Source organism: Rhizobium sp. BK661, assembly GCF_024808825.1.
In the GTDB taxonomy this organism is placed as follows: domain Bacteria; phylum Pseudomonadota; class Alphaproteobacteria; order Rhizobiales; family Rhizobiaceae; genus Rhizobium.
The window spans coordinates 196935-203627 of sequence record NZ_JANTYT010000010.1; the positions used below are offsets into that span (position 1 = coordinate 196935).

At 56.1% G+C, this 6693-nt stretch carries 6 protein-coding genes and 1 pseudogene; all 7 read left to right on the forward strand.

Going from position 1 to position 6693, the window contains the following annotated elements:
* Positions 1 to 40: 40 nt before the first annotated feature.
* The 7 genes and pseudogenes from FHX16_RS20575 (at position 41) to tnpB (ending at position 6625) form a co-directional block, all read left to right on the forward strand.
* Complete coding sequence (locus FHX16_RS20575) at positions 41 to 1210, forward strand: zinc-dependent alcohol dehydrogenase (protein ID WP_259130076.1); 1170 nt, start codon at positions 41 to 43, stop codon at positions 1208 to 1210.
* A gap of 18 nt (positions 1211 to 1228) precedes the next feature.
* Positions 1229 to 2050 (forward strand): SDR family oxidoreductase, encoded by an 822-nt coding sequence (locus FHX16_RS20580; RefSeq protein ID WP_259130078.1) that lies wholly within the window; start codon positions 1229 to 1231, stop codon positions 2048 to 2050.
* A gap of 165 nt (positions 2051 to 2215) precedes the next feature.
* Positions 2216 to 2388 (forward strand): annotated as a pseudogene (locus FHX16_RS20585) (IS3 family transposase); the annotation flags it as partial.
* Between the two features lie 311 nt (positions 2389 to 2699).
* The gene (locus tag FHX16_RS20590) at positions 2700 to 3476 is read left to right on the forward strand and encodes an SDR family NAD(P)-dependent oxidoreductase (protein WP_259130079.1); all 777 of its coding nucleotides are present in this window, start codon (positions 2700 to 2702) and stop codon (positions 3474 to 3476) included.
* The gene (treZ, locus tag FHX16_RS20595; protein WP_259130107.1) at positions 3476 to 5266 is read left to right on the forward strand and encodes a malto-oligosyltrehalose trehalohydrolase; all 1791 of its coding nucleotides are present in this window, start codon (positions 3476 to 3478) and stop codon (positions 5264 to 5266) included. The genes FHX16_RS20590 and treZ overlap by 1 nt, the downstream gene beginning before the upstream one ends.
* A 602-nt stretch (positions 5267 to 5868) precedes the next feature.
* Positions 5869 to 6291, forward strand: a complete 423-nt coding sequence (gene tnpA / locus FHX16_RS20600; protein WP_259130081.1) for an IS66-like element accessory protein TnpA — start codon at positions 5869 to 5871, stop codon at positions 6289 to 6291.
* Complete coding sequence (tnpB, locus tag FHX16_RS20605; RefSeq protein WP_183865205.1) at positions 6272 to 6625, forward strand: IS66 family insertion sequence element accessory protein TnpB; 354 nt, start codon at positions 6272 to 6274, stop codon at positions 6623 to 6625. Before tnpA ends, tnpB begins: the two co-directional genes overlap by 20 nt.
* The last annotated feature ends 68 nt before the right edge of the window (positions 6626 to 6693 follow it).

Consider the following 6693-nt stretch of genomic DNA (forward strand, 5'->3'; position numbering starts at 1 on the left):
GAGGTTTAGTTCGCTCATCTTTGGCTGGAAAGGATCGAACATGAAAGCGCTCACCTGGCACGGCAAGCACGATATCCGCTGTGAAAGCGTGCCGGACCCGACGATTGAGGACGGTCGCGACGCAATCATCAAGGTTACGGCCTGTGCGATTTGTGGTTCGGATCTGCATCTCTACAACGGTGTAATGCCCGACATGCACAGTGGTGATGTGATGGGACATGAGACAATGGGCGAAGTCGTCGAGGTCGGCAAGGAAAACAAGAAATTGAAAGTCGGCGATCGTGTCGTCGTTCCCTTTACGATTTCCTGCGGAGAATGCTTCTTCTGCAAGCGTGGCTTTTTTTCTGGATGCGAGCGTTCAAATCCAGACCCCTCCAAGGTCCGGAAAATGTGGGGCAATTCGCCCGCTGGGCTCTTCGGCTATACCCATTTGCTCGGCGGTTACAGTGGCGGCCAGGCGGAATATCTTCGCGTTCCATATGCCGATGTCGGCCCAATAAAGGTTCCCGAAGGCCTGACTGACGAACAGGTATTGTTTCTTTCCGATATTCTTCCGACCGGTTACATGGCCGCGGATTTCTGCAACATTCAGGCAGGCGATACCATTGCGATCTGGGGCTGTGGGCCCGTAGGTCAGATGGCAATCAGATCTGCATTCATTCTTGGAGCGGAACGCGTCATTGCCATCGATACCGTTGCAGAACGATTGGCTCTTGCCGCGGCGTCCGGCGCAATCACGCTCGATTTCATGGATGAGGATATCTACGACAAGATCATGGAGTTGACAGCCGGCCGCGGTGCAGACGCCTGCATCGATGCCGTTGGAACTGAAGCAGACGCGTCGGCAAGTTGGGATTCCCGGCTTGACCGTATCAAGGTGGCGACCTTCATGGGCACCGATCGGCCACACGTCTTGCGCCAGGCGATCCACTGTTGCCGAAATTTCGGTATCGTCTCCATCGTGGGCGTCTACGGTGGCTTCCTGGACAAGATTCCAATGGGTTCCGCCATCAATCGCGGGCTGACATTTCGAATGGCCCAGACTCCAGTCCAGCATTACCTACCGTTGCTGATGGAACGGATCCAATCTGGCGAAATCGACCCATCCTTCATCATTACACATCGTGCAACGCTTGAAGAAGGTCCGGACCTCTACAAGACGTTCCGTGACAAGCAGGACGGGTGCATCAAAGTTGTTCTGAAGCCTTGACTCGAAAGGAAAAGCGAAATGGAACGCACACATGACGGGCAAGCCAAAGGGCTTGCCGTTGTCACAGGAGCCTCGAGCGGAATCGGTCTCGAGCTTGCTCAGATCGCCGCATCAAAGGGCTATAACCTCATTATAGCAGCAGACGAGCCTGAAATAGATGACATTGGCATGCATCTCAGTGATCTGGGGACCGCTGTAGAGGCCATCGAAACCGATCTTGCGACAATGAAAGGCGTCGATCGCCTTGTCGAAGCCGTCGTAGCAGACGGGCGGTCGGTTGACCTTCTGCTGGCGAATGCTGGTAGGGGGCTTGGAAAGGGTTTTCTTGACCAGGACTTTACCCAAGTCCGGCGCGTGATCGATACCAACATCCTCGGTACAACATACCTTGTGCAGCAGATTGCTCGCCAGATGCGCTCACGCGGTGTCGGCCGCATACTTCTGACTGGCTCCATCGCCGGCTTTATGCCTGGAAGCTACCAGGCTGTCTATAACGGTACGAAGGCTTTCATCAATTCGTTTTCCTTCGCCTTGCGCGAGGAGCTTAAAGACACCGGCATTACGGTGACCTGCCTTATGCCGGGAGCGACGGAAACCCGTTTCTTCGAGCGGGCCGATATGCTCGACACCGAGGTGGGACAGGCCGAAAAGGACGACGCATCTGATGTTGCCCGGGCCGGCTTCGATGCAATGATGAATGGTGACGGTGACGTGGTTTCGGGATGGAAAAATAAATTTCAGGCCGCGGTTGCTAACGTCACGCCCGCGGGTATGCTCGCCTCACAGCATGCAAAAATGGCGGCACCCGGTACTGGCAAGGACAAGAGCGGCAGCCAGTAGGTCGGGCGTGCTTGAGGCCCCAGTTTTTCTTCTGGGGCCTCATCCCCAGCAAATCAACACCGCTCAGAGCGGTTTCGATCCTGGGGTCACTACGTATCGGCATCAGACCAAACCCAAATTGGCGACAACGAGATAGGCCAATGCAATCGCCCAGGCGATCCCAAAGGCAAGGGCGCTTGGCGGGACAACGTCTTCGTTGAGCGGCTTTGGCGCTCGATCAAATACGAGGAGGTCTATCTCCATGCCTCCAAGACCGACGTCCACGTTCATCCCTTGACCGGCAGACGCCGGATCAGGCTAACTTCAACGCGCTGACACCGATGATGGTGGCGGCATAATCGAGGCGGAAATCCACTTAGCGAAACGCTGCAATCTGTTCAGACAAACCGAGCCACCTCTGACGACGACCGCGACATAACGCAGTTTCTCGGTCTGTGCTTCTCATGCACGCCTACCCCTGCGACAATTGGAAGATCCGTTGCTGAGGGACGGCCCGCACCGGCATATGCAAGCCCTCTATTCAAGGCGTCAATGAGGCTTTTGCACCCCTGAGGGAAGTCCTCCTCAGGAACCGCTATCCAGCTTTGGCGTTACTGGGGCGTATATGAGCGGCAAGCCAACGATGCAATTCGTAGAACGGAGTTCAAACATGCTTACACCTGTCGCGCTTGTGACTGGCGCAGGTTCTGGAATTGGTCGAGCGACAGCAATTTGCCTCGCTGCGAACGGGTTTTCTGTCGGGCTATTGGGACACACCGCCGACGAACTTGAGGCCACGGCGCGCGACATCCGCAATGCCAATGGACGCGCTCTGACATTGGTCGCGGATATCGGTATCGAACGTGACATGCGTGAAAGCGTGAGAAGATTGGTGGATGAATATGGTCGTCTCGACTCGGTGGTCGCGAACGCAGGTATCAACGGCGTCTGGGCTCCGATCGATGATCTCACGCAAGATGAATGGCAGCAAACGATCAACGTCAATCTGACGGGTACGTTTCTGACACTGCATATCACGGTTCCCGAGCTGAAACGGAACGGTGGAGGATCAATCGTCGTTGTGTCTTCCATCAATGGAACAAGAACGTTCACGACCCCAGGCGCGACCGCCTATGCTGCGACAAAGGCCGCGCAGGTTGCCATGGTTCAGCAATTGTCGCTTGAGCTCGCCCGACACCATATCCGTATCAACGCGGTCTGCCCCGGGGAGATCGAGACGAATATCGAAGCCAGCACGGCCCTGAGGGGTGAGCGGGAAACAGCCATCCCGGTGATCTGGCCGGATGGACAAGTTCCAATTACCGGGGGTGTGCCCGGAATGAGTACCGATGTCGCCGAAGTCATTGCCTTCCTGTTGTCTGATGCCGCCAGACATGTCACCGGAACGCCTGTTTTTGTCGATGGCGGACAGGGGTTACTGCGTTGATGACTTGCTCGTTGGAAAGATTTGCCTGGGGACCGTCGTACCAGGAGGACGGTATCTGCTTTCGACTTTGGGCGCCCGACGTCACGGCGTTGGCGCTGAGGGTCGGCTCCGAACATGTCTCCATGGATCGAAAGGAGGATGGTTGGTTCGAGACACTCAGGAGCGATGTGCCTACTCAGAGGCATTACAGTTTCATCCTTCCGGATGGCACCGCTGTTCCCGATCCTGCCTCAAGATATCAGTCGGGCGATGTCGGAGGTCCATCCATGCTCGTGGATCCAAACGCCTATGACTGGAGACATCCAGATTGGCAGGGTCGGCCCTGGGAGGAAGCCATCATCTACGAACTCCATGTCGGGACGTTCACCGAAGACGGGACGTTTCGGGCAGCAGCAGAGCGGCTGGGCCTATTAGCGGATCTCGGGTTCACCGCGATTGAGGTGATGCCGATTGCGCAATTTCCCGGCAGCCGTGGCTGGGGTTACGATGGTGTCCTTCACTACGCGCCTCACAATAGCTACGGCACTCCAGAGGATTTCAAAGCCTTCATCGACGCGGCTCACGGTCTTGGTCTGATGGTTTTTCTTGACGTCGTGTATAATCACTTCGGGCCTGAAGGAAATTATCTTCCGACCTATGCTCCCGCCTTCTTTCGAAGCGATAGTCCGACGCCATGGGGACCACGCATCGCTTTCGAGCGGATCCCCGTGCGTCAATATTTCATCGACAACGTCATGTACTGGCTTAGTGAATTCAGATTGGATGGCTTGAGACTGGACGCAATCGACCAGATCGATGACAAGAGCCATCATCATATCCTTGAGGAGATATCGGAGAGAGTCAGCCGCCACTTCGATGTGCGCCACGTTCATTTGATGACGGAGAATCCGGCCAACGGGACGGACATGATCGCTAATCGCAATGGGCGTCCACTGTTCAAGGCCGACTGGAATGATGACTTCCATCACGCGCTTCATGTCGTCGCCACCGGAGAGAACTCTGGTCATTACGCACCCTTTAAGGACGCTCCCTGGGTTAAACTGCGCCAAGCCCTGGCTAGCGGATATGTGAGGGAGGGAGTGCAGACACTGGGCGGCGCGAAGGTTCCAACCGAAGCAATTGCCCCTACATCGTTCGTGCATTTTCTGCAGAATCACGATCAGGTAGGGAACCGGGCGCAGGGCGATCGCCTTTCCAGCTTGGTGGGTGACGAAAATTTCCGTGCCTTCACCGAAATCCTGATGCTGTCACCTCAAATCCCGTTGATGTTTATGGGCGATGACCATCTGAGCTCACGACCATTTCGCTTCTTCGCCGACTATGAGGGGGAACTCGCCCGTGCGGTGCGTGAGAGCAGATCAAAGGAAGCGAGAAATTTTGGCTCGCCTTCCCGGGATACCGAAGGCGGCGAGATTGCGGACCCCAACCACTTGGCGACATTTCAGTCCAGCAAGCTTTTATGGAGCGAAGCATTCATGGATCGTCGGTTGCGTTGGCGAGAATGGCTCACCCGACTGATCAGTGTCCGGCGGAAGTGTATCGTACCGCATCTGATCCAGGCAAAAGGTCATTCCGGCAAGGTGGTCCCGTCGCTCGATCGATGCCTCTTTGTGGGATGGCAGCTCGGCGATCACGAGCTTCATTTGCGGGCGAATTTATCGGATATTGAGCTTGAATGTGATTTACCGCCCAATGCGCAGATCTATCCGGTCTTGACGCACAAACGCGGTACGCTGCCGCCAAATTCCGTCAGCGCCTTCATGATGGCGGAGGAAAACGGCAGTGGATAGAAGCCGCAGGGTGTGACTGACTTCTTCGGCACTGTCTCAGTAAAAAGAACTGCACGAAAGACGGCAGACATCGGCAGCTCGCTAGACTAAGACTAGACCGCGGCTCGGCCACAATTGCGGCCGAATTTGGAGCGAGGCCTCTCGCAGCTGCCTCAATGGAGATCTAGAGCCAGCTGCTGCCCTTTTACCTTTGGCAGCGGCAGGCCGATTTCGATCTTGCCGAAGGCCTGTTTCCGGCGTTCTGAGTCGCGCTCGCGTGCCTCCCGTACGCTGGCCACCACCAGCCCAAGCTCTCTGTCTCAATCTGATTGGAAAAAGGAGCCCCATAGAGTGGGGCTAAGGTGATGAGCAGCGCCCGAGAGTGGGCAACTCCCATACGATAACCTGCCAGATCGTCAGCTTCAAGCAAAACGACAGTCGGTTAGATTTCGTGAAGGTTGTGGACCGTGTGGCGTGCGGGAACCCCACTGCGAGAGTCGATCTTATGCGCCGCATGGATCAGACCGCGTTAGTTCTTGGTAAGCGCGAATTTCGGTGCGCCTTTTGAGGCGCAGCGCTCTGAGGCATGAAGTGTCCACCAAAAAATAGGTGGACACCAAATCATGGATGAAGATGCTCCTAAACTGCAGGTGCGGCTTGTTGGTCGCGACGGCCGCCGTCGATATGACCCTGCCTCCCGAGATCAGCTTGTCGCAGCGTGTTTAGAGCCCGGCGTTTCGGTCTCGCGTCTAGCTCTGGAGCACGGCGTCAACGCCAATCTCGTTCGCAAGTGGGTGAGGAGAGCCAGAGAAGATCGTGCTTTGCCTGTGGTCTCGGCGTTCGTTCCGGTTCAGATTGCTGCGGATATGCACTCGTCTTCTGCCAGCGGTCCACTGACGAAGGCGGAGCCGGTCGGCAAACGATCTCATGCATCCAAGGTGAGCGCGGTGCTGCCGAACGGGGTCAGCCTGACGGTGGAATGCAGCGATGTTGATGGACTAGCGGCGATCATAGGAGCGCTGAGTCATGTTCAGACTTGGCGCTGATCTCCAGGTTTACCTGCATCGGGAACCGATCGACTTCCGCGCTGGCATCAACAGCCTTGCGGTTCTGGTGCAAGAGGTGATGGAGCTTGATCCCTTTGCTCCCGCGGTCTTTGCCTTTTGCAATCGCCGTCACGACCGGATGAAGCTTCTGTTTTTTGATCGGTCCGGTTTTGTGATGGTGCTGAAGAAATTGACGGAAGACAGGTTCCGTTGGCCCCGCCGGGAGGTGCCGGTCGTTGTGCTGACGACAGAACAGCTTCACTGGATTCTCGACGGCATCGATATCGATGCGATGATCCGCCATCCCGTGCGGCAATATCAGATCGCCGGCTGAGGATGGCGAATTGAGCTGTTGACGCAAAGGGGCGGTTCAGATTCAAGAATCTGATGACTCGAACCGGC